The sequence below is a fragment of the Variovorax sp. GW821-FHT10D07 genome (assembly GCF_059415325.1).
On the sequence record NZ_JBWKMZ010000025.1, the window covers coordinates 63,667 to 85,126 of the forward strand.

At 70.6% G+C, this 21,460-nt stretch carries 20 protein-coding genes; 10 read left to right on the forward strand and 10 right to left on the reverse strand.

Annotated elements, in window-relative coordinates; genetic code table 11:
- The first annotated feature begins 1 nt into the window (after position 1).
- From AC07PU_RS40355 to AC07PU_RS40375, 5 genes are read left to right on the forward strand one after another with little or no spacing between them, the layout of a single operon-like run.
- Positions 2-439 (forward strand): hypothetical protein, encoded by a 438-nt coding sequence (locus tag AC07PU_RS40355; protein WP_093341969.1) that lies wholly within the window; start codon positions 2-4, stop codon positions 437-439.
- 14 nt (positions 440-453) lie between these two features.
- On the forward strand, positions 454-3,111 hold the full coding sequence (locus tag AC07PU_RS40360) for a DUF2169 family type VI secretion system accessory protein (protein WP_495323441.1): 2,658 nt from the start codon (positions 454-456) through the stop codon (positions 3,109-3,111).
- Complete coding sequence (locus AC07PU_RS40365) at positions 3,108-4,241, forward strand: pentapeptide repeat-containing protein (RefSeq protein ID WP_495323442.1); 1,134 nt, start codon at positions 3,108-3,110, stop codon at positions 4,239-4,241. The genes AC07PU_RS40360 and AC07PU_RS40365 overlap by 4 nt, the downstream gene beginning before the upstream one ends.
- The gene (locus AC07PU_RS40370; RefSeq protein ID WP_495323443.1) at positions 4,238-4,933 is read left to right on the forward strand and encodes a DUF3540 domain-containing protein; all 696 of its coding nucleotides are present in this window, start codon (positions 4,238-4,240) and stop codon (positions 4,931-4,933) included. The genes AC07PU_RS40365 and AC07PU_RS40370 overlap by 4 nt, the downstream gene beginning before the upstream one ends.
- Before the next feature lie 45 nt (positions 4,934-4,978).
- Positions 4,979-5,365: a DUF4150 domain-containing protein gene (locus AC07PU_RS40375; protein WP_057590264.1), complete on the forward strand. Its 387-nt coding sequence runs from the start codon at positions 4,979-4,981 to the stop codon at positions 5,363-5,365.
- A gap of 12 nt (positions 5,366-5,377) precedes the next feature.
- Here the strand turns inward: AC07PU_RS40375 and AC07PU_RS40380 are convergent, their stop codons facing one another.
- The 6 genes from AC07PU_RS40380 to AC07PU_RS40405 all read right to left on the reverse strand — a co-directional run bounded on the left by AC07PU_RS40380 (position 5,378) and on the right by AC07PU_RS40405 (position 11,026).
- The gene (locus tag AC07PU_RS40380; protein WP_495323444.1) at positions 5,378-5,692 is read right to left on the reverse strand and encodes a YciI family protein; all 315 of its coding nucleotides are present in this window, start codon (positions 5,690-5,692) and stop codon (positions 5,378-5,380) included.
- 35 nt (positions 5,693-5,727) lie between these two features.
- Positions 5,728-6,720 (reverse strand): tripartite tricarboxylate transporter substrate binding protein, encoded by a 993-nt coding sequence (locus tag AC07PU_RS40385; RefSeq protein ID WP_495323445.1) that lies wholly within the window; start codon positions 6,718-6,720, stop codon positions 5,728-5,730.
- A 117-nt stretch (positions 6,721-6,837) separates the two neighbouring features.
- Positions 6,838-7,911 carry a patatin-like phospholipase family protein gene (locus tag AC07PU_RS40390; RefSeq protein ID WP_495323446.1) on the reverse strand — a complete coding sequence of 358 codons (1,074 nt, stop codon included), beginning with the start codon at positions 7,909-7,911 and terminating at the stop codon, positions 6,838-6,840.
- Positions 7,908-8,321: a type II toxin-antitoxin system VapC family toxin gene (locus tag AC07PU_RS40395; RefSeq protein ID WP_209541562.1), complete on the reverse strand. Its 414-nt coding sequence runs from the start codon at positions 8,319-8,321 to the stop codon at positions 7,908-7,910. Before AC07PU_RS40395 ends, AC07PU_RS40390 begins: the two co-directional genes overlap by 4 nt.
- A 13-nt stretch (positions 8,322-8,334) precedes the next feature.
- Positions 8,335-8,592: a type II toxin-antitoxin system Phd/YefM family antitoxin gene (locus tag AC07PU_RS40400; RefSeq protein WP_495323447.1), complete on the reverse strand. Its 258-nt coding sequence runs from the start codon at positions 8,590-8,592 to the stop codon at positions 8,335-8,337.
- Between the two features lie 64 nt (positions 8,593-8,656).
- On the reverse strand, positions 8,657-11,026 hold the full coding sequence (locus tag AC07PU_RS40405; protein ID WP_093341985.1) for a Tex family protein: 2,370 nt from the start codon (positions 11,024-11,026) through the stop codon (positions 8,657-8,659).
- Between the two features lie 209 nt (positions 11,027-11,235).
- Between AC07PU_RS40405 and AC07PU_RS40410 the strand changes: the two genes are divergently transcribed.
- The 4 genes from AC07PU_RS40410 (at position 11,236) to AC07PU_RS40425 (ending at position 14,225) form a co-directional block, all read left to right on the forward strand.
- On the forward strand, positions 11,236-11,700 hold the full coding sequence (locus AC07PU_RS40410; RefSeq protein ID WP_495323448.1) for a hypothetical protein: 465 nt from the start codon (positions 11,236-11,238) through the stop codon (positions 11,698-11,700).
- A 65-nt stretch (positions 11,701-11,765) separates the two neighbouring features.
- The gene (locus AC07PU_RS40415) at positions 11,766-12,143 is read left to right on the forward strand and encodes a GIY-YIG nuclease family protein (RefSeq protein ID WP_495323449.1); all 378 of its coding nucleotides are present in this window, start codon (positions 11,766-11,768) and stop codon (positions 12,141-12,143) included.
- A gap of 103 nt (positions 12,144-12,246) precedes the next feature.
- On the forward strand, positions 12,247-12,816 hold the full coding sequence (locus tag AC07PU_RS40420) for a DUF2239 family protein (RefSeq protein ID WP_208508020.1): 570 nt from the start codon (positions 12,247-12,249) through the stop codon (positions 12,814-12,816).
- Positions 12,813-14,225 carry an MATE family efflux transporter gene (locus AC07PU_RS40425; protein WP_093341991.1) on the forward strand — a complete coding sequence of 471 codons (1,413 nt, stop codon included), beginning with the start codon at positions 12,813-12,815 and terminating at the stop codon, positions 14,223-14,225. Before AC07PU_RS40420 ends, AC07PU_RS40425 begins: the two co-directional genes overlap by 4 nt.
- A gap of 3 nt (positions 14,226-14,228) precedes the next feature.
- On the opposite strand, the gene AC07PU_RS40430 is transcribed toward AC07PU_RS40425, so the two are convergent.
- The 3 genes from AC07PU_RS40430 to AC07PU_RS40440 form a co-directional block, all read right to left on the reverse strand.
- The gene (locus tag AC07PU_RS40430) at positions 14,229-14,705 is read right to left on the reverse strand and encodes a VOC family protein (protein WP_495323450.1); all 477 of its coding nucleotides are present in this window, start codon (positions 14,703-14,705) and stop codon (positions 14,229-14,231) included.
- A gap of 85 nt (positions 14,706-14,790) precedes the next feature.
- Entirely contained in the window at positions 14,791-16,194 is a 1,404-nt protein-coding gene (locus AC07PU_RS40435) for a sensor histidine kinase (RefSeq protein ID WP_495323451.1), read from the reverse strand.
- Positions 16,191-16,847 carry a response regulator gene (locus tag AC07PU_RS40440; protein WP_495323452.1) on the reverse strand — a complete coding sequence of 219 codons (657 nt, stop codon included), beginning with the start codon at positions 16,845-16,847 and terminating at the stop codon, positions 16,191-16,193. The genes AC07PU_RS40435 and AC07PU_RS40440 overlap by 4 nt, the downstream gene beginning before the upstream one ends.
- 117 nt (positions 16,848-16,964) lie before the next feature.
- Between AC07PU_RS40440 and AC07PU_RS40445 the strand changes: the two genes are divergently transcribed.
- Positions 16,965-19,016, forward strand: a complete 2,052-nt coding sequence (locus AC07PU_RS40445) for a S9 family peptidase (protein ID WP_495323453.1) — start codon at positions 16,965-16,967, stop codon at positions 19,014-19,016.
- 3 nt (positions 19,017-19,019) lie between these two features.
- Here the strand turns inward: AC07PU_RS40445 and AC07PU_RS40450 are convergent, their stop codons facing one another.
- Entirely contained in the window at positions 19,020-21,428 is a 2,409-nt protein-coding gene (locus AC07PU_RS40450) for a TonB-dependent siderophore receptor (protein ID WP_495323454.1), read from the reverse strand.
- Between the last annotated feature and the right edge of the window lie 32 nt (positions 21,429-21,460).

The window sequence follows — 21,460 nt, forward strand, 5'->3', positions numbered from 1 at the left end:
AATGGAAATCCTGCTGTGGATCGTCTTCGCGGTGCTGATGGGCTCGATGCTGCTGGTGGCGGTGTCGGTCGTGGTCGTGGCCACGCGCGAGAACCGCGCCTATTCGGCCGAGGCCAAGACCTGGGAGCGGCTGGCGCAGACCGGCATTCCCGCGCAGGCCGTGGTCGAGTCGCTCAAGCGTTCAGAGAATGAACTCTCGCGCGGCGGCTCGCAGGGCCAGACCGTGTATGCCGTCGAACTCGCGCTGCGCGTGATCGGCACCGACGCCATCGTGGACGAGCGCCCCGCCATCGTGCGCACGCTGATCGACGAGGGACTGCTGCCGCAGTTCGCGGTGCCGGGCAAGCCGGTGCACCTGCTGCGCGATCCGAACGACGCCTCCATCTTCGCCATCGACCGCGCGCGCACGCCGCTCGAGATTCCGCGCGCTTCGCACTGAGCGCGCGTCCCTCCGTGAAAACAGTCAAACCCCTGCGGCTGAGCGTCATCACGCGCCCCTTCCTGCGCCAGGGCCATCAGCGCCTGGCGCTCACGGTGATGGGCATGGTGTCGATGGACGAGCAGCCGGTGCTGCTGCCCGAGACCGAATTCTGGAAGACGGTCTCCGAGGAGCTCGGCCCCACCGGGGCCATCGACCTCGGCATGCCCAAGGCCTGCGCCGAGTTCCTGGCCACCGGCCATGCCTACACCCATCACCAGCCCGAGAAGACGGCCTGCGCGGTCGAGCTGCGCGTGGGCGCGCTGGCGCGGCAGCTGGTGGTGTTCGGCGACCGCTACTGGGTCGACGGCCGCGCGAGCGCGCCGCAGCCCTTCGAATCGATGCGACTGGACTGGAGCCGCGCCTACGGCGGCCCGGCCTTCGCCGACAACCCGCTGGGCATCGGCCAGCAGCCCGAACTCGTGAACGGGCTGTGGGTGCAGCGGCTGCCCAACGTCGAGCATCCGCAGCGCCGCATCGACCATCCGGGCCGGGCGATGGAGCCGGCCTGCCTCGGCGCGATCGACGTGAGCTGGCCCGCGCGCATGCGGCTGATCGGCAGCGACTACGGCGCGCACTGGCGCGAGCACCTGTTCCCCGGCTTCGCGCAGGACATGGACTGGCGGCTCTTCAATGCCGCCGCGCCCGAGCAGCGCTGGCCCCAGGCCGACCGCATCGCGGGCGGCACGCCCTACGAGGCCTGGAACATGCACCCCGCGCAGCCCGTACAGCGCGGCCGATTGCCCGACTGGCGCGCGCGCGGCTTCGTGGCGCGCAAGACGCAAGCCGGCAGCGACGAGCCCGGGCACTTCGACGAGGTCGAGCTGCGGCTCACCACCGCCTGGTTCTTCCCGCACCGCGAACAGATCGCGCTGATCTTCCATGGCGAGACCGCGATCGCCGAAGACGACGCCGCCGACATCACGCACCTCATGCCCGCGATCGAGCGCGCCGCCGATGCACCGCGCCCGCTGGCCCACTACCTCGAGATCCTGCAGCGCCGCAGCGACCCCGAGACCGGCGCGCTCCACACCTTCCGCGACGAGGAGCTGCTGCCCGCCGAGACCATCGGCCCCTGGATCGACCAGCTCGAGGACGAGGAATCGCCGCTGGTGCGCAACATGCGCGAACGCGCGCGCGTGCTGCGCGAAGACCTCGCCGACAAGGGCGTGGCCGCCGGCCACAAGCCGCGCCACTTCAAGGAACGCGCGGTGCCCGAGCCCTTCACCAGGCGGCCCAGCCTCAGCGAGCTGCCCGCGTTCATGGAGCGCGCCAAGGCCTACGAGCGCGAACAGTTGCAGAAGCTCGAGGACGGCCGCCGCGACCTCGCGCGGCATGCGAAGGCCAACGCGCCCGAGTCGCGCAAGGTCGGCTTCGACACCGGCGAGATGGTCGACAGCGCGCAGCGCACCGAGGTCAAGGGCCCGCCGGCCTTCGATGCGAAGACCGTGATGCAGGGCCTGCTGGGCATCGCGCCCGCCACGCGCAGCCCGCAGATGCCGCCCGAGCAGCAGCGCGCGCTCGAGCAGGCGGCCGAGAACGGCCGCCGCGGCCTGATCGACATGTACCGGCTCGGCGCCCAACACCAGAGCGCGGCCGATGCGATGGACGGCACCCGCGCGGCCGAGGCGCGCGAACGCGTGCTGCAGCTCATGGCGACCACGCGCGACCTCTCGGGCCTGGACCTGACCGGCGCCGACCTCTCGGGCATCGACCTGCGCGGCGCCCGGTTGCATCGCACCCTGCTCGAAAGCGCCTCGCTCGCGGGCGCGCAGCTCGACGGCGCCGATGCCACCGAGGCGGTGCTGGTGCGCGCGAACCTCGCGCATGCCTCGCTGGCCCACTGCGTGCTCGACCGCGCCAACCTGAGCCTCGCGCGCTGCGAGCGCACCTCGTTCGCGCACGCCCGGCTGTCCGAAACCACGAGCGAGAAGAGTCGCTTCGAGCACTGCGATTTCGGCGGCGCGCGGCTCGCGCAGCTGAACCTGTTCGGCATGCACTTCGAGGGCTGCCGCTTCGACGATGCGCACTTCGACTACGTGACCGTGCTCGAAGGCAGCCGGCTCGTGGACTGCAGCTTTCGCGGCGCCACGCTGCACAAGTTCGGCCTCATTGCCTGCGAGGTCGAGGGCCTGGACTTCGCGGGCGCCTCGTTCGAAGCCTGCGCCTGGGCCCACACCGTGGCCGACCGGCGCGTGAGCTTTCGCGGCGCCACGCTGCGCACCACCTGCTTCGTCGGCACCAGCAGCCTGCGCACGGTCGATTTCGAAGGCGCCACGCTGATCCATTGCAGCCTGCGCGAGATGCAGCTCGAGGGCGCGCGCTTCGTGCGCGCCACGCTCGACACCTGCGATCTCTCGGGCTGCGTGCTGACCGGCGCCGACCTGAGCGCCATCGACGCCCCCGACAGCCTGTTCATCCGCGCCGACTTCACGCAGGCCTCGCTGCGCGGCGCCAATCTCATGAATGCCCATCTGCAGAAATCCCGCCTGCTTTCCTGCGACCTGCGCGAAGCCAACCTGTTCCGTGCCGATGTCTCGCAGACCGTGATCGACACGGTGACCGACACCCACGGCGCCTACCTCGAACAGGCCAAGACGCTGCCGCGCCGCGCGGCGGACCCGGTGCAATGACGCCGGAAACCCTGGCCCTGAAACTGCGCGGCGGCGAATTCATCGAGCGGCAGGACTTCCAGGGGATGCGATTCGATGGCCTGGACCTCAGCGGCGGCGCCCTGCGCGACTGCGATTTCTCCAACGCCAGCCTGCGCGGCGCGAAGCTCGCCGAATCGGCCTTCGATGCCTGCCGCTTCGACGGCGCCGTGCTCGACGCGGCCGACCTGCAGCGCGCGGGCTTCCATCGCTGCAGCCTGGCGCGCGCGAGCCTGCGCGGCGCCACGATGAGCCGCGCGGCCTTCAGCGACTGCGAGTTGCACGAGATGAATGCCGCCGAGGCCCGGGCCGATCTCGCGGCCTTTCACCAGAGCCGGCTCGATGGCGCGAGCTTCGCGGGGGCCGAACTCACGAAGGCCGTGTTCGGCGAGTCGAGCCTGGCCGGCACCCGCTTCGACGCGGTGGCGTTGAACACCACCGTCTACTACCGGGCCGCGCTGCGCGGCGCGCGCTTCACGGGCGCCAGCTTCCACAACGTGATCTTCAGCGAGGCCGATCTCGCGGGCCAGGACTTCTCGGGCCAGCAGTTCCGGCTCTGCCAGTTCATCGATGCCGACCTCGGCGGCTGCAACTTCGACCGCGCGACGCTGGTCCAGTGCAACTTCAAGGGCGCGAAGCTCGCTCGCGCGGTGCTCACCGCGGTGCATGCGCCGCAGTGCCTGTTTCCCGAGGCCGACCTGCGCCAGGCCGATGCGCGCGGCGGGCATTTCGACCAGAGCCTGTGGGTCGGTGCGCGGCTCGACGACGCCGACCTGTCGGATGCGCGGCTCGAGCAGTGCGTGTTCCATCGCGCGCAGTGCCGGCGCACCTCGTTCGCGCGCAGCCGGCTCGTGTATGCGGACTTCGCCTATGCCGACCTCGGCGAGGCCGACCTGCGCGGCGCCTTCTTCGAGCGCACGCAGATGCACCGCGCGCTGCAGTCCGGCACCCGATGGGGCGACCGCGGCGGCGTGCTCGACAGCGACCCGGCCCTGTTCGAGGCCGAACGCTTCTCGGCCGCGCGCCAGGACCGCCCGCAGCGCGCGGGCCGCGACGGTTTCGGCCGGCCGCTGCCTTCCACTTCCGACGACCTCGAGGACCTCGCACCATGAGCCCTGCCGCCCTGCGCGAACGCGCCTCTTCTGCTGCCACTCCCGCCGTGCTCTCCGCGCACGATGCGCCCGACATGCAGGCCTTGCTGCGCCGCCCGATGCCTGCGCCCGCCGCCTGGACCGGCAATGCGCTCGGAACCGTGGTGCAGGCCTCGCCCGACGGTGTCTTCCTCGTCGAGGCCCAGGCCGGCGGCGAATGCTGGCACTGCCCGCGCGCCGCGAGCTGCCTGCTGCAGCCCTCGGTCGGCGACACGGTGCTGGTGGCCGGACCGCGGCGCGACCAGGCCTACCTGATCGCCGTCATCACGCAGGCCGATCCCGCACAGGCGCGGCTCGCGGTCGACGGCGTGCTCACGCTGCAGGCCGGCACCCGGCTCGAACTGGCCGCGCCCGCACTCGATCTGCAGGCACGCAAGGCGCAGCTCGAGATCGGCGAGATGGACTACCGCGGCGGCGAAGTGCGCATTACCACGCTGCTCGCGCGCTTCGTCGGCCGCACCTGCGAGACGGTGCTCGACCGGCTCAGCGTGCTCACACGCTCGAGCTTCAGGCTCACCGAGGAGGTCGAGCAGGTGCGCGCGGGGCAGATCGACTACCAGGCGGAAGAGACCCTGCGGCTGCATGCGAAGAACACGCTCGTGAGCAGCAAGGGACTGGTCAAGGTGGATGCCGAGCAGATCCACATGGGCTGACCCGCGCCATCGACCACCGACGACAGCCAGAAAGGAACAGCCACCATGTTCGCCAACGCACAGATGATGGGCGTCGACCTCGCCTTCCCCGACGTCTGCAAGACGCCGCCGGCATTGCCGATCCCCTACCCCAACATCGCGCTCGGCCCGACCGCGATTCCCAACGCCTGGAACATCCTCTACGGCGGCACGCCGGCCCACAACATGGCGACCGTCACGCCGATCACCAACGGCGACAACGCGGGCGTGCTGATGGGCGTGGTCTCGCAGACGGTGATGGGGCCCTCGCGCCACATCACGGGCGCCTTCACCGTGCTGCTCAAGGGCACGCCGTGCACGCGCATGACCAGCCTGTCGGTGCAGAACCGCTGCAACATCGTCGGCATGCGGATCGTGCCGAGCCAGTTCAAGGTGCTGGTGCTCGCCGCCTGAGCCTCCGAGGCCTCAGGCCGCCCGGGCAGACGGCGCGGCGAACCAGTCCTCGGCCCAGGGCTGGCGCTTCACCGGCTGGAACTCGCTGAAGGCGAAGCGCGCGAGCTGTTCGCGGCTGAACGGGTCGTCGAGGAAGAAGGCCTGCAGCTGCTCGAGCGACTCGGCGCGCGCGAGCATGAAGCCGCCGGTGGCCGGCACCTTCGGGCCCGAGCACAGCAGCAGGCCGGCGTCGTAGCCTCGTTGAAGGTAGGCGCGATGCGCGGGCACGGATTCCTGGATGCGTGCCAGGGGCACGAGGTAGTCGATCTCGACGATGAAGTGCTTCATGAACGGCGGGCAAGCACCCGCCGTGCCAGCGATGGCTACTCGGCCTTCACGCCCGCGGTGCGGATCACTGCGCCCCACTTCGCGGTCTCCGACGCGATGAAGGCATCGAATTCCTCGGGCGTGCCGCCGGCCGGAAAGGTGCCCATCGCATCGAGCTTCGCGCGCGTCTCGTCGCTCTTGATGATGCGCGCCACCTCGTCCGACATGCGCTTGACGATCTCGCGCGGCGTGCCGGCCGGCGCGAGCATGCCGGCCCAGGTGCTGCCGGTGAAGCCCGCGAAGCCCTGCTCGATGAAGGTCGGCACCTCCGGCACCGCGGGCAGCCGCTTGTCGCCCGCCACGCCGATCAGCCGGATCTTGCCGGCCTTGGCCTGGTTGATGAGCCCGGTGGGCGCATCGAAGAAGAGCTGGATCTGTCCGCCCATCAGGTCGGTCAGCGCCGGCACCGCGCCGCGGTACGGGATGTGGATCATGTAGGTCTTGGTCAGCGACTTCCACAGCTCGGTCGTGAGGTGCGCGGCCGAGCCGTTGCCGGACGAGCCGAAGCTCACCTTGCCGGGATTCGCGCGCGCGTAGTCGATCAGCTCGCGCGCGGTCTTGAACGGCGCATCGAGGTTGACCGCCGCGAGCAGCGGCGACACGCCCATCAGCGACACGCCCGCGAGGTCCTTGCGCGGGTCGTAGGGCAGCTTCGGATAGAGCGAGGTGTTGGCCGCATAGGCCGCGATCACCACGCCGAAGGTGCTGCCGTCGGGCGCGGCCTTGGCGACCGCATCCACGCCGATCAGGCTGTTGGCGCCGGGCTTGTTGTCGATCAGCACCGGCTGGCCCAGCCGCGTCTGCAGCCCGATCTGCACCAGCCGCGCCATCTGGTCGGTGAAGCCGCCGGGCGTGTAGGGCACGACGATGCGGATCGGCTTGTTGGGCCAGGCGCTCTGCGCGAGCACCGGCAGGCCGAGCGTGGCGGCCGCACCGGCGGTGGAGGTGGCGATGGCGAAGCGGCGGCGCGACATCAGGGCATGGGGCATCGGGAACGGTCTCCTGCTTGTTGTGGGCCGTCCGGGCCGGACGGCATGCGGGCCATTCTCGAAGCGCGGGCCGCGTGCCCGTTCAGGGTTTGCCCGGCGCGCGGTGGCGTACGCCGCTCAGAGCGGAAGGATCTCGGCGGCGCTGCCGCGCGCCAGCCATTCCTGCAATTCGTCCGAAAGCCGCTCGGCCTCGCGCGTGGCCCGGGTCCAGGCCGCGATGCGCGCGTGCGCGTCGTTCTGGAAATGGATGAAGTCCTTGCGATCGGGCAGCTTGCCGTTGGGCAGCGTCTTCACCCAGTCGGGATCGGGCGCCAGCACCACCATGCGGTCGAGGAAGCCCGTGGACTTGTGGCGCCAGCGCAGCCCCTTGTCGAGCCAGCCCGGCACCACCGCGCGCTGGAAATGCGGGTACAGCACCAGGCCGTCGTCGACCGGCTGGTAGTCGAGGTGCAGGTGGTAGTCGGTGATGCCGCCGTCCCAGTAGGCGCCGCGCGGCGCGCCCGGGATGTCGTGCACCGCGGCCAGCAGGAACGGGATCGAGCACGAGGCCTGCAGCACCAGGTTGAAGTTGTCCTCGCGCAGCGCATGCTGCCGGGTGCGGAAGTCGCGCGTGCCGAAGGGCAGCGCGGCGCCGGGCGTGGAGAACACGCAGCGCTCGAGCCAGGCGCCCAGGGTCTTGCGGTGCACGCTGTTCGAGGCGAAGGCGCCGAGGTAGCCGACCGGCGTGCGCGCCCGGCCCTCGCGCCCGAGGATGTGGCGCCCGCGCGAGGTCACCACGTGCAGCCGGTAGCGCGGATGCGCGAGCACCTCGCCGATGCGCCCGCCATAGAAGGCCTGCAGGCTCTCGGCGAAGCGTTCGCTCAGCTGGTGCGGGCTCAGCCGCTTCTGTCCCGGCGGCACCTCGAATTGCTGGCGCACATAGTCGTGCTCGAAGCGCTCGAAGGCCGCGACCGGATCGCCGAGGCAGGCCGTGGCCAGTCGCCAGGCGCCGATCGACGCGCCCACCAGGTGCACCGGCTGGTCCGATTGCGTGAGCCACTCGCCGAAGACGAATCGATCGATCGGCCCGAGGATCAGCCCCTTGGGACCGCCGGCCGCGCCGGGGATGGTGCGCACATCCTGCGGCCGCAGGCCCTGGGCCTCGATGTGCCGGCGCGCGGCGGGGCCGGCGTAGATGCGCAGGGCTTTCATGGCTTGCCGTGCTCGAAGGGGTTGAGCAGCGCGACGCCGAAGTTCGCGAAGTCGGCGACGTTGCGGGTCACCACGGTCAATGAATGCTGCCTGGCGGTGGCCGCGATCATGGCGTCTTCGTACAGCGTGTTTGAGCTGCGATGCATGAGCTTGGCCCAGAGCCTGAAGGTGTCCGCATCCATCGGCAGGACGTTGTAGGAGCCCGCGACCAGTGCGGCCCACTGCTCGATCTCGTCGGCCTTGGCAGCGTCCTGCTCGCGCGTAAGTTCGATCCCGGCCTGGATCTCGCCGAGCGTCACCGCCGACAGATGCAGTTCGCTGTCCGCGATGGCAGTGAGCCACGCGATGACCGCGCCGTGCGGGCGCGGCTTGCGGAGTTCCGAAATGACGTTGGTGTCGAGCAGGTACATGCGGCCCTCGTTCTCAGCGCAGCGGCGTGACCTTGCGCCTGCGGGCGGCGCCGCGCTCCGGCACCAGGAATTCGGTGCGAGCCTCGGGGGCCAGCAGCAGCTCCTTGAGCGAAGGACGGGCGGTGGCGTGCAAGCGCCGCCACTCGGCGGCCGGCACCAGCACGGCCGCCTCGGCACCGCGCTTCGTCACCATCTGGGGCCCCTCGGCCAGACAGGCTTCGAGGAACTCGCTGAAACGCGCCTTGGCGTCCTGTACCGGCCAGTTTTTCATGGGAAACCACCAATCAGACTAGTTAGATGACTAGTTTAACAGGTGGCTTCACCATCTGCACTGCCTACTTGCGCAACCCCTGCAACTTCGCAAACGCATTCGCCATCTGCCCCGAAGGCTGCGGCGTGTTGTCGCGGCGCGGCTGCTGGCCGCGGCCGGCGCCTTCGAAGCGGTTGTCGCGCGGGCCGTCGCGGCGCGCGGGGGCGGCGTCGAGCTTCATCGACAGGCCGATGCGCTTGCGTGCCACGTCGACCTCCATCACCTTCACCTTGACGATGTCGCCGGTCTTCACGACCTCGCGCGCATCGTTGACGAACTTGTGGCTCAGCTGGCTCACGTGGACCAGGCCGTCCTGGTGCACGCCGAGGTCGATGAAGGCGCCGAACTGGGCGACGTTGCTCACGGTGCCCTCGAGGATCATGCCCTCCTGCAGATCGGCGATGTCCTCCACGCCGTCGTTGAAGCGCGCCACCTTGAAGTCGGGGCGCGGGTCGCGGCCGGGCTTCTCGAGTTCGCCGAGGATGTCCTTGACGGTGATGACGCCGAACTTCTCGTTGGCGAACAGCTCGGGCTTGAGCGTCTTGAGCATGTCGGCGCGGCCCATCAGCTCGGCAATCGGCTTGCCGGTCTTGACGATGATCTGCTCGACCAGCGGATAGGTCTCGGGATGCACGCCGGTGACGTCGAGCGGATCGGTGCCGCCGCGGATGCGCAGGAAGCCCGCGCTCTGCTCGAAGGCCTTGGGGCCGAAGCCCGTGACCTCGAGCAGCTGCTTGCGGGTACCGAAGGCGCCGTTGGCATCGCGCCAGCGCACCACGGCCTTGGCCACGGCCGAGGACAGGCCCGAGACGCGGCTCAAGAGCGGCACGCTCGCGGTGTTGAGGTCCACGCCCACCGAGTTCACGCAGTCCTCAACCACGGCCTGCAGGGTGCGCGCGAGCTCGCTCTGGTTCACGTCGTGCTGGTACTGGCCCACGCCGATGCTCTTGGGGTCGATCTTCACGAGCTCGGCCAGCGGGTCCTGCAGCCGGCGCGCGATGGAAGCGGCGCCGCGCAGGCTCACGTCGACGTCGGGCATCTCGAGGGCCGCGAATTCGCTGGCCGAATAGACGGAAGCGCCGGCCTCGCTGACCACCACCTTGTCGACCTTCATCTCGGGCGCGCCGGCCTGGGCGGCCATCTTGGCAAGCAGCTTGATCAGGTCGGCGGCGAGCTTGTCGGTCTCGCGGCTGGCGGTGCCGTTGCCGATGGCGATCAGGTTCACGCCGTGCTTGGCGCTGAGCTTGCCGAGGGTGTGGAGCGAGCCTTCCCAGTCCTTGCGCGGCTCGTGCGGGAACACGGTCGCGGTCTCGACCAGCTTGCCGGTGGCATCGACCACCGCCACCTTCACGCCGGTGCGGATGCCGGGGTCCAGGCCCATCACCACGCGCGGGCCGGCCGGCGCGGCCAGCAGCAGGTCGCGCAGGTTGTCGGCGAAGACCTTGATCGCGACCTTCTCGGCGTCCTCGCGCAGGCGCGTGAACAGGTCGCGCTCGGTCGACAGCGCGAGCTTCACGCGCCAGGTCCAGGCCACGCACTTGCGCAGCAGGTCGTCTGCCGGGCGGCCGGCATGGCTCCAGCCCAGGTGCAGCGCGATGCGGCCTTCGGCGACGCTGGGCTTGCCCGGCTCGGGCTCCACCGGCAGCACCAGCTTGGCGTCGAGGATGTCGAGCGCGCGGCCGCGGAACACGGCCAGCGCACGGTGCGAGGGCACGCGGCCGATCGGCTCGTCGTAGTCGAAGTAGTCGCGGAACTTGGCGACGTCGGCGTTGTTCTCGTCCTTGCCGCTCATCAGGCTGGACTTGAGCAGGCCTTCGTTCCAGAGCCATTCGCGCAGGCGCTGCACCAGTACCGCGTCCTCGGCCCAGCGTTCCGAGAGGATGTCGCGCACGCCGTCGAGCACCGCGGGCACGGTCGAGAAGTCAGGGCCGGGCTTGCCGTCGTCGAGCGTGGTGGCGGGCTGCAGGAAGGCCTTGGCCTCCACGGCGGGATCGAGCGTGGGGTCGGCCAGCAGCTTGTCGGCCAGCGGCTCGATGCCGAACTCGCGCGCGATCTGGCCCTTGGTGCGGCGCTTCTGCTTGAACGGCAGGTACAGATCTTCCAGCTCCTGCTTGGTCGGCGCGAGTTCGATCGCGGCGCGCAGTTCGGGCGTGAGCTTGCCCTGCTCGTCGATGGCCTTGACCACCGCGGCGCGACGGTCCTCGAGTTCGCGCAGGTAGCTCAGGCGCGCCTCGAGCTCGCGCAGCTGGGTGTCGTCGAGGCCGTCGGTGGCTTCCTTGCGGTAGCGCGCGATGAATGGAACCGTGGCGCCCCCGTCGAGCAGTTCGACGGCGGCCTTCACCTGATGCTCGCCCACCTTGATTTCGGCGGCGAGCTGGCGAATGATTTTCTGCATTGCTGAGTGGCGTCCCTGTCGCTGCGACCGGCCGGCCGGTCGCGTTGGTCGAATGAAGCGCGCGAGTTTGCCATAGTGAAAATGGCGTCCGGCCATCCGGCGCGGACACTTGTCCGACCGCTCCACGCCCCCACCTCCCCACCGTGCAACCACCCTCCTCCCCTGGCCCGCGCCGGCCGCCGTCCCGCTTCGGGAAGTTGTTACGGACGGTGTTCGCCGTGCTGCTGGTGCCGCTGCTGCTGTTCGAGGAATGGGGCTGGGAACCGCTGGCCGCGCTCGCGGCGCGGCTGGCCCGGCTGCCGCTGTGGGCGCGCGCCGAAGCCTGGCTGCGCGGCCTGCCGCCCTGGGGCGCGCTGCTGGCCTTCCTGCTGCCGGTGCTGCTGCTGTTGCCGGTCAAGGTGCTGGCGCTGTTCCTGTTCAGCCATGGCCACGCGGGCAGCGGCGTGGCGGTGCTGGTCGCGGCCAAGCTGGCCGGCACCGCGGTGGTGGCGCGGATCTTCCAGCTCGTCGAAGGCACGCTGATGCGCATCCCGCTGTTCGCGCGCTGGTATCCGCGCTGGAAGGCCTGGAAGGATCGGGTGCTGGGCCTCGTGCGGCAGAGCCGACCCTGGCGTCTGGTGCACGCCTTCAACCGGCGCGCGCTGCGGGCCTGGCGGCGCTTGCGCGGGGCTTGAGGCGTGCGCCTATTTTTACCCGGGTATATTGATGAATTCAATTTAACCCGGGTAAAATTGGCGCCATGACACTTTCCCAGGAATCACGGCGCGCCCTCACCCGGCAGTACAAGGACAGCACGCTCCCCGCCGGCGTGTTCGCGATCCGCAACCTGAAGACAGGGCGGGTGTTCGCCGCGGCCGCGCTCGACATCGTGGGCGCGATGAACCGCCAGCGCTTCGAACTGAACCTGCGCAGCCACCGCAACAAGGCGCTGCAGCAGGACTGGATCGCGCTGGGCGCCGAGGCCTTCGCCTTCGAGGAGCTGGCGCGCGTGAAGGAGCGCGACGACCCGGCCTTCGACCGCGCGGCCGAGCTCGAGGCGCTGTTCGAGCTCTGGGCCGAGGAGTCCGGCTGCCACGGGACACAGGGCTACAACGGCCCGGCGCGGCCGCGCGCCTGAGCCTTCGCCGGTGCCTGCCGTCCCCTTCGCCTTCCTCGTTCGCCGGGCGCAAGAAAAGTCAGGCTTTCTTCATTGCCCCCGGGTAAATTACCGCTCCGCCTCCATGACCCTCGAGACCTCTTCCCTCCCGGCCTGCGCCGATCCCGCGTCCACCCTGACTGCTTTCGCCGGCTTCCACCGCATCGCACGCGGCTCGCGCGCCGAGCTGGTCGCCGCGCTGCGCGCGCGCACCGACGACACGCCGTACCTGGTGTTCGATGACCGCAGCGGCGCGCAGATCGACCTCGACCTGCGCGAACCGCCGGCGCCGGCCGGCGAGCCGCCGCGCGGCGTCGGCCGTCCCAAGCTCGGCGTGGTGGCGCGCGAGGTCACGCTGCTGCCGCGGCAGTGGGAGTGGCTGGGCCGTCAGCCCGGCGGCGCCTCGGTCGCGCTGCGCCGGCTGATCGACGAGGCGCGCCGCGTCAACGCAGGGCGCGATGCCGCACGCGCGGCGCGGGAAGCCACCTACGGCGTGATGACCGTGCTGGCCGGCAACCTGCCCGGCTTCGAGGAAGCCATGCGCGCCCTGTTCGCGCTCGAGCGCGAGCGCTTCGAGCAGCACATTTCGACCTGGCCCGAGGACCTGCGGGCCCACCTCCAAGAACTCTCCGGCGCGAGCTGGACCCACGAATGAACGCCAAGACAGACACAGCCCCCAACCCGAGCGGCCTCCAAGGCACGCCCGTGGCCCCCGTGGGCGCGCCGCGCGCCCTGTGGAAGACCTTCCTGTTCTTCCTCGCCCCCATGCTGCTGAGCAACATCCTGCAGTCGCTGTCGGGCACGCTCAACAACATCTACATCGGCCAGATGATCGGCGTGACCGCGCTGGCCGCGGTCTCGAGCTTCTTCCCGGTGTTCTTCTTCTTCATCGCCTTCGTGATCGGCCTGGGCGCCGGCGCCTCGGTGCTGATCGGCCAGGCCTGGGGCGCGCGCGACGTCGCCCGCGCCAAGGCGGTGGCCGGCACCACGCTGAGCGTGGGCATCCTGATGGGCCTGGTGATCGCGGTGTTCGGCGGCGCCTTCACCACGCCGCTGCTGGCCGCGCTCGGCACGCCGCCCGACGTGCTGGCCGAGGCCACGCGCTATGCGCGGATCATGCTGATCGCGATGCCCGGCGTATTCGTGTTCCTGATCTCGACCGCGATGCTGCGCGGCGTGGGCGACACCGTCACGCCGCTGCTCACGCTGCTGATCTCCACCACCATCGGCATGCTCGTCACGCCGGCCCTGATCCGCGGCTGGGGCGGCCTGCCGCAGCTCGGCGTGACCAGCGGCGCCTGGGGTTCGGTGCTCTCGTTCCTGGTGGCGACCCTGTGGCTGGGCTGGCGGCTGCGCCAGCGCAACAGCCCGCTCGCGCCCGACGCGGCCTTCCTGCGCAGCATGCGCATCGACCCTCAACTGCTCAAGACCGTGCTCAAGGTCGGCGTGCCCACGGGCGTGCAGATGATCGTGGTGGCGCTGGCCGAGGTGGTGCTGCTGTCGCTGGTCAACGGCTACGGTTCCAGCGCCACGGCCGCCTACGGCGCGGTCAACCAGGTGGTGGCCTACGTGCAGTTCCCGGCCATCTCGATCGCGATCACGGCCTCGATCCTCGGCGCGCAGGCCATCGGTGCCGGCCGCGCCGACCGCCTCGGCGCCATCGCCCGCACGGCGCTGATGATGAACCTGCTGCTCACCGGCGGCCTGGTGCTGCTGGGCTACCTGTTCTCGCGGCCGCTGATGGGCTTCTTCATCACCAGCGCGCCGGTGATCGAGATCGCCCAGGAGCTGCTGCACATCATGCTGTGGAGCCTGGTGATCTTCGGCATGGCCTCGGCGCTGTCGGGGATCATGCGCGCCAGCGGCTCGGTGCTGGTGCCCACGCTGATCTCGATCGCCTGCCTGCTCGGGCTCGAGGTGCCGGTGGCCTGGTTCATGAGCCACCGCATCGGCCTGGACGGCATCTGGTATGCCTACCCGGTGACCTTCGGCGCGATGCTGCTGCTGCAGACCGCGTACTACCAGCTGGTGTGGCGCAAGAAGGCGATCCACCGGCTGGTGTAGCGATCAGGCGCCGTCGAAGGCCTTCTTCACGGTGGCGATATCGAGCTTGACCATCTTCATCATCGCCTCCATCGCGCGCTTCGCCTTGGCCGGATCCTTGTCCTGGAACATCCGGATGATCTCGTCGGGCGCGACCTGCCACGAGACGCCGAAGCGGTCGGTGAGCCAGCCGCACTGCACCGGCTGGCCGCCGCCCTCGAGCAGCCTGTCCCAGTAGTGGTCGACCTCGGCCTGGGTCTCGCACCTCACGTACATCGAGATGGCCGGGGTGAACTTGTACTCGGGGCCGCCGTTGAGCACCATGAACGCCTGGCCGTCGAGCTCGAAGGTGGCGGTGAGCAGCGAGCCCTTCTTGGCGGGATTCACGTCGCCCCACAGCAGGGTGTCGGTCACGCGCGAGTTCGGGAAGATCGCGCTGTAGAACTTCAATGCCTCCTCGCCATTGCCGTCGAACCAGAGGCAGGGAACGATCCTTTGCATGGGTATCTCCTTGGAGCTTGATTGATGAACCTGCAAGTTCAGTATCGAAGCTGCGCGCGGCCCCTGTCAACCCGGGCGATGCCCTTCAGCCGTAAGTGTTCGTGCGGCCCGCGAGCGGCAGCCGGACGCTGAAACCCACGCCGCGCCCCGGCGCCAGGCCGTCGACGATGGCCACCTCGCCGCCCATGCGGTGCACCGCCTGTTTCACGATCGCGAGGCCCAGGCCCGAGCCCGGCGTCTCGTACGCGCCCTCGCCGCGGTGGAAGCGCTCGAACACCCGCTCGCGCTCGGCCGCGGGAATGCCGGGCCCGTCGTCGGCCACCAGCAGCGCGAGGTGGCCGTCTTCCACACGCAGCGTCATCGCCACCTGCGCGCCGTCGGGCACATGGCGGATCGCGTTGTGCAGCAGGTTCTCGAGCACCGACTGCAGCGCCGGCACGTCGACCTCGGCCGGCAGGCTGTCGGGCGCCTCGAGCGCCAGCTCGATGCCGCGTGCCATGGCCTGCGGCGCCGCCTGCGCGAGCAGCCCGCGCGCGAACTGCGCCACGTCGACGCGCTTCGGCGCCGAGGGCTGCGCATCGTCGAGCAGCGCCAGGTCGAGCAGCTGCTGCGTGAGATGCGAGGCGCGCGCGATCGCCTGCTCCAGGTGCAGTTGCGCGCGCTCGCGCTCGGCGGCATCGGCCGCGCCCGCCAGCGCATGGGCCTGCGCGGCGATCACCGCCATCGGCGTGCGCAGCTCGTGCGCCGCGTCGTGCACGAAGGCGCGCTCCTGCGTGAGCTTGTCGCGCAGCTGGCGCAGCATGCGTTCGAGCGCCGAGGTCAGCGGCTTGAGCTCGGCCTGGGGCGGGTCGTAGCCGATCGGCGACAGGTCGCTGCTGCCGCGCCGCGCGATGAGGTCGGCCAGCCGCTGCAGCGGCCGCAGCCCGAGCCGCACCGCCAGCCACACCGGCAGCAGCACGATCGGGAAGGCCAGCAGCAGATAGGGCAGCAGGCGCGTGGCGTTGCGCTCGAGCACCCACCGGCCCGTGATGCGCGGCTCGGCGAGCTGGAGCCGCCAGCGGCCGGCCTCGCTGCCATGGACCCAGTACGAGATGCCGTCGAAATCGCGCTCGATCACCTGCGACGCCGGCGCGTCGAGCACCCGGTCGCCGAGCGAGGCCGAGCGGTAGAGCACCGCGCCATCGTCGCGCCGGCGCAGTTCCATCCACACGCTGCCGCCCGGATTGCCGCTGATGCGCAGGGTCCTGAACTGGGTCGCGGTCGAGCGCATCACGCCCACCGCCTGCGCGTCGCTGTCGACCTCGCGCAGCGAGGCGCTCATCGCGCGGCCCAGCTTCTTCAGTCCCTGGTCGACCGCGAGCGCCTGGCGGAACTCGACGTAGAAATAGGCCAGCAGCATCAGCCAGACGCCGACGAAGGCGATCAGCATCGCGGCCAGGACGCGCCGGCCGATGCTCGGGCCGGGCCAGGCGAAGAGCGGACGGCTCATGGCGTCAGCATGTAGCCCACGCCGCGCACCGTGTGCACGCGCGTGGCGCCGATCTTGCGCCGCAGGTTCGACACGTGGACCTCGACCGCCGCGAAGTCCAGCGGCTCGCCCAGCGGTTCCAGCCGCTGCGCGAGCACGCCCTTGGCGACCACGGCGCCGGGCTCGCGCGCCAGCTCGAGCAGCAGCCTGAATTCGCGCGGGGACAGCTCGAGCGCGCTGCCCGCCAGCGCGGCCTGGTGGCGCCGCGGCGCGATCGACAGCGGCCCCAGCGTCCAGACCTCGCTGGCCTGGCGCGCCGAGCGCCGCAGCACCGCGCGGATGCGCGAGATCAGCTCGGCGGTGGCGAAGGGCTTGATGACGAAGTCGTCGGCGCCGCCGTCGAGGCCGGCCAGCCGGTCCTCGACCGCCGAGCGCGCCGTGATGACGATCACCGGCACCGTGCCGCCCTCGCTGCGCCAGCGTGCCAGCAGTTCGAAGCCGTTGCCGTCGGGCAGCGAGAGGTCGAGCAGCACGCAGTCGAACGCGGCCGCGTCGGGCACGCGCGGCGCGTCGCGGGCGCGGCGCAGCCATTCGCTCGTGAGGCCGTCCACCTTGAGTGCGGCCTGCAGCGCGCGGCCCAGGTCGAGGTCGTCTTCGATCAGCAGGATGTGCACGCGGCGATTGTGCGCGCGCGGACCTTGGGGCCAGCCAAAGACGAACGTGCCATCTTTGGCTTCGCCCAAGGTCGGGCTTCGCACAATCGGCGGCCACCGTCTCCAGGAACCGGAACCATGCGCCGCGACGTTCGCCCCACCGCCCTGCTCGCCCTGGCTTGCGCCGCCGGCGCGTTGCTGCTGTCCGCCTGCGCCACCGCGCCCACCCATCCGGCGCTGGTCCAGGCCAGCCAGGACCGGACCCTGCCGCCGCCGGTGCCGATGCGCCGCTTCGTCGCCAATGTCGACACGGTCGGCGGTCACGTGCTGTCGCCCGATGGCCGCAAGCTGCTGTGGGTGCAGACCGTCGGCACCGACGTGGGCCTGGCCGTGCGCGACAGCGCCGACGCGGCCACGGTGCAGTCGGCCAGCACGCGCAGCTTCGCCACCGGCACGCTGGCGAACGCGTCCGCCTACACATGGCTGCCCGACAGCCGCCACATCGCTTACCTCAAGGACGCGAGCGGCGACGAGAACACGCAGATCTTCGTGCTCGACAGCCAGTCGCCCGAGGCCCGGCCCTGGGCCGTCACGCCCTGGCCCGGCGTGCGCTCGGCCGGCGTCATCGGCGGCGCGCCCGGCAGCCCGAACTTCTTCTTCACGAGCAACCGCAACGACCGCACCAGCCTCGACCTGTTCGAGGCCGACCCGCGCACCCGCAGCGTGCGCGAGGTGGCGCGCGGCGAGTCCGGCAGCCGCGTGGTCGCCTGGTACATCGACACCCGGCGCGAGCCGGCCGCGCGCATGCGCCAGCTCGGCAGCGTCGACGGCTCCGACCTGCTGATGGAACTGCGCCAGGCCGACGGCAGCTGGCGCCCCTTCAAGACCATCGAGGCCTTCGACGCCTACGCGCCGCTGCGCATCGACCGCGCCAGCGGCCGGCTCTGGGCGCTCGGCAACATCGGGCGCGACAAGCTGGCGCTGGTCGAGGCCGGCCTGGCCACCGGCGCCGAGAAGGTGCTGGCCGAGGATGCGCAGGTCGACCTCGGGGCCGTCTATTTCCCGCCGAACGAGGGCGCGCCGCAGGCCTGGACCTCCGAACCCGGCCGCCCGCGCATCCGCTACCTCGACGCCACGCTCGACGCGGAGGTGACCGCCGCCATGAAGCTTGCGCGCGAGCGCGGCTGGCTCGCCACCGAGCCCGTGATCGCGCGCCCGCAGAGCAGCACGTTCGACCAGCGGCGCATGGTGCTGCGCGCGGTCACCGAGACCGGCACGGTCGAACTGCTGCTCGACCGCGACAGCCAGGCGCTGGCACGCCTCACACCGGCGCCGCGCGAGAACGGCGACGACTTCTTCTCGCCGACTGAGCCCTTCGCGTTCAAGGCCTCCGACGGCCTGCAGGTCCACGGCTACCTCGCGCGCCCGCGCGGCGTGCAGGGCCCGGCGCCGCTGGTGATCAGCATTCATGGCGGCCCGTGGACGCGCGACAGCTGGCTGCCCGCGGGCTTCAACACCGTGCAGATGCTCACCAACCGCGGCTATGCGGTGCTGCAGGTCAACTACCGCGGCTCGAGCGGCTACGGCCGCGCCTTCATGATGGCCGGCGCGGGCCAGACCAGCGGCCGGCTGCAGCAGGACATCGCCGAGGCCGCGCAATGGGCCATCGACCAGGGCGTGGCCGATCCGCGGCGCATGGCGGTGCTGGGCGCCAGCTTCGGCGGCTTCTCGGTGCTCTCGCAGCTGATCCGCAAGCCGCACGACTACCGCTGCGGCATCGACATCGTCGGCGTGGCCAACTGGCCGCGCGTGATCGAGAACTGGCCGCCGTTCTGGCGCAACCGCCACTACTTCGCGCGCTTCTTCGGCGACGTGAACCAGCCCGAGGAACGCGCGCGCATGCTGCGCGATTCGCCGGTGTCGCAGCTCGAGCGCATCGAGGCGCCGCTGCTGGTGATCCACGGCGCCAACGACGTGCGCGTGCTGCGCAAGGATTCCGACGACGTGGTGGCCGAGCTGCGCCGGCTCGGCCGGCCGGTGGACTTCCTGAGCTTTCCCGACGAGGGCCACAGCGTGCGCAAGTGGCGCAACCGGCTCGCGCTGTGGCGCAAGGTCGAGGACACGCTGGCCGGCTGCCTCGGCGGACGCAGCAACGGCTTCGACTTCTACGAGCTGATGCCGCGCTCCTGAGGCCTACCAGCGGTAGGTGGCCGTGGCCACCGCGGTGCGCGGGTAGCCGTAGTAGCAGGCCACGTAGCCGCAGTTCGCGAAGTAGGTCTTGTTGGTGAGGTTGCGCAGGTTGAGCGCGAGGCTCCAGCGGTCGATGTCGTAGCCGACCATGGCGTCGAACACGGTCACCGCCGGCACCTTGGTCGGCGCGGTGGATTCGCCGTCGCCGTAGTTGGTGCCGGTGTAGCGCGCGCCCAGGCCCAGCTTCACGCCGTTGGCGAAGCGGTAGTCGGCCCAGACCGCGAAGCGGTGGCGCGGCACCGCGGTGGCCTGCTTGCCGATCTCGGCGCTGTTGGCGCTGGCCGTGACGATGGCGCGCGGCGTGTAGGCATACGAGGCCGTGAAGTTCAGCCGCGGCACCAGTTCGGCCGTGGCCTCGAGCTCGAGGCCGCGCACCGAGATCTCGCCGGTCTGCTTGGGCACGAAGTCGGCGTCGTAGCTGATGTAGTTGTTGCGCTTCAGGTCGAAGACGGCGGCGCTGTAGAGCGCCTTGCCGCCGGGCGGCTGGTAGCGCACGCCGGCTTCGTATTGCTTGCCGCCCTCGGGCTTGAAGGGGTTGCCCGAGACCGGGTCGATGGTGGCGGTCGGCGCGAACGACTCGGTGTAGCTCAGGTACGGCGCCCAGCCGCTCGGGTGCAGGTAGACCAGGCCGGCGCGGCTGGTGAACTTGTGGTCGCGCATGCGCTGGGTCGAGCCGTCGAGGCGGCTGAATACCGAGCTCTCGGCATCGTCGTAGCGCCCGCCCAGGGTCAGCGACCAGCGCTCGCCCCACTTGATCTGGTCCTGCAGGTAGAGGCCGGTCTGGTTCAGCCGCGTGATGCCGTCGAAGTACGGCGCCGGGATGTCGTAGGCACCGCCATGGACCGGCGCGTAAATGTTCAGCGGCGGCGCGCTGCCGCCGCTGAAAGTGACCTGGTCGATGCGGGTGCGCTGGTAGTCCAGCCCCACCAGCAGCTTGTGCGTCACGTCGCCGGTGCGGAAATCGGCCTGCAGCTGGTTGTCGAGCGCCACCGCGCCGATGTTCTCGCGGCTGCCGAACACGCTGCGCGAGAGCTGCGTGAAGTTGGCGATGTCGTTGGCGTCGTCGGGGTTCAGGCTCACGAAGCCCGAGGCCTGCACGCCGCGGTAGTCGAGCTTCTGCGCCGCGTAGCGCGCGTTCTGCCGTACGGTGAAGGTGCCGTCGATGCGGTGCTCGAACTGGTAGCCGATCATCCGCTGGTCCTGGTTGAACTGGTCGAAGCCGGGTTCGCCGGTGAACAGCTTCGACGGGATGTAGGTGCCGATCGCGGTGGGCTCGAGCGAACCGATGGTGGGCCGCGCGCGCGTGTAGACGCCACCGCGCGTGCGCGTGAACATCGACATCAGCGTGAGGCTGGTGTCGGCCGAGGGCTTCCAGGTCAGCGAGGGCGCGATGTAGCCATGGTCGTCGGCCTCCTTCGCGGCCGGCAGCTGCGCATCGCGCAGCACGCCGGTGATGCGGTAGAGCAGCTTGCCCTCGGCATCGAGCTGGCCCGCGAAGTCGCCCGCGATCTGGCGCCGCGCGTTGTCGCCGAACTGCACCTGCAGCTCGCGCACCGGCTCGGCCGTGGGCCGCTTGCTGACCACGTTGACCACCCCGCCCGGGCCGCTCATGCCGTAGAGCACCGACGAGGGGCCGCGCAGCAGCTCGATGCGCTCGGCGCCGTAGTTCTCGGTGCGCCACACCCCCCAGGTGCCGTTGTTGCGCAGCGGCAGGCCGTCGAGGTAGAAGCCCGGCGAGTAGGCATCGAAGCCGCGCAGCGAGATCCAGTCGTAGCGCGAGTCGGCGCCGTAGGTGGTGGTCGACACGCCCGGCGTGTAGCCCAGCGCGTCCTTGAGGTTGGTGGCGCCCATGGCCTCGATGCGGTCGGCCGTGATCACCGAGATCGACTGCGGCGTCTCGATGATCGGCGTGTCGGTCTTGGTGCCGGTGGCGCTGCGCCGGGCCACGTAGCCCTGCACCCGGCTGGTGGCGCTCTGCTCGCCCTCGGCCTGCACGGTGACGGCCGGCAGCGACGCATTGGAAGCGCCCGGCACCAGGGTGCGGATGACCACGGCGTTGCCCTCCACGCTGGCCGCCAGGCCGCTGCCGGCCAGCAGCTGGTCGAGCGCCTGGCGCGGCGCGAGCCGGCCCGCGACCGCCGGCGCGGTCTTGCCCGCCACCAGGCTCTGCTGCACCACTAGCTGCACGCCGGTCTGGCGCGCCCAGTCGTTGAGCGCCTGGGCCAGCGGCTGGGCCGCGATGCGGATCGGCACCGGGTCGGCCGGCAGCGCCTGGGCCGATGCGGTCAGGTGGGCCAGCGCGAGCGCCAGGGCCAGGGCCAGCGGTGCCGGCTTCGATGTCAAGCGGTTCATCTACGTTTCCAGACTTTAAATACAAATAGTTC